Genomic DNA, 522 nt, shown 5'->3' with positions numbered 1-522 from the left:
CAGCAAGACCGTGTTTTTCCTCTCACAGGCCGTTGCCCGCCAGTTTATTCGCCAGGGGCGTGGGGGTAAAATTATCAATATTGCTTCGATGCTCTCTTATCAGGGCGGGATCCGGGTGCCCTCCTATACCGCGTCAAAAAGTGCGGTGATGGGCCTGACGCGTTTAATGGCCAATGAATGGGCGCAGTATGGTATCAACGTCAATGCCATCGCCCCTGGTTATATGGCCACCAATAACACGGAACAACTGCGTGACGACGAAGATCGGAATCAGCAAATTCTGGATCGCATTCCTGCCGGACGCTGGGGTCAAAGTGACGATATGATGGGCCCGGTGGTGTTTCTCGCTTCGGCGGCCGCAGACTACGTTAATGGCTACACGCTGGCGGTGGACGGTGGCTGGCTGGCGCGTTAATGCCCCGCGGTGTACAAAAGGTGCTCACGCTTTGTTCACCGCCGCATTCATAGCTAATTATTTATCTTTCGTTACAGCGTCACATATTTATTCTACTGTATATATTC

1 protein-coding gene is annotated in these 522 nt (G+C 52.7%); it reads left to right on the top strand.

The annotated features are described in order from the left end of the window. A partial coding sequence (locus WH277_RS02550; protein WP_339504236.1) for an SDR family oxidoreductase occupies positions 1-415 on the top strand: 415 nt, incomplete at its 5' end. Positions 416-522: the final 107 nt, after the last annotated feature.

Source organism: Erwinia sp. MYb416 (assembly GCF_037479575.1).
GTDB classification, from domain to species: domain Bacteria; phylum Pseudomonadota; class Gammaproteobacteria; order Enterobacterales; family Enterobacteriaceae; genus Erwinia; species Erwinia rhapontici.
Note: the sequence above shows the minus strand (reverse complement) of the source record. Positions and strands in the feature narration are given on the sequence as shown.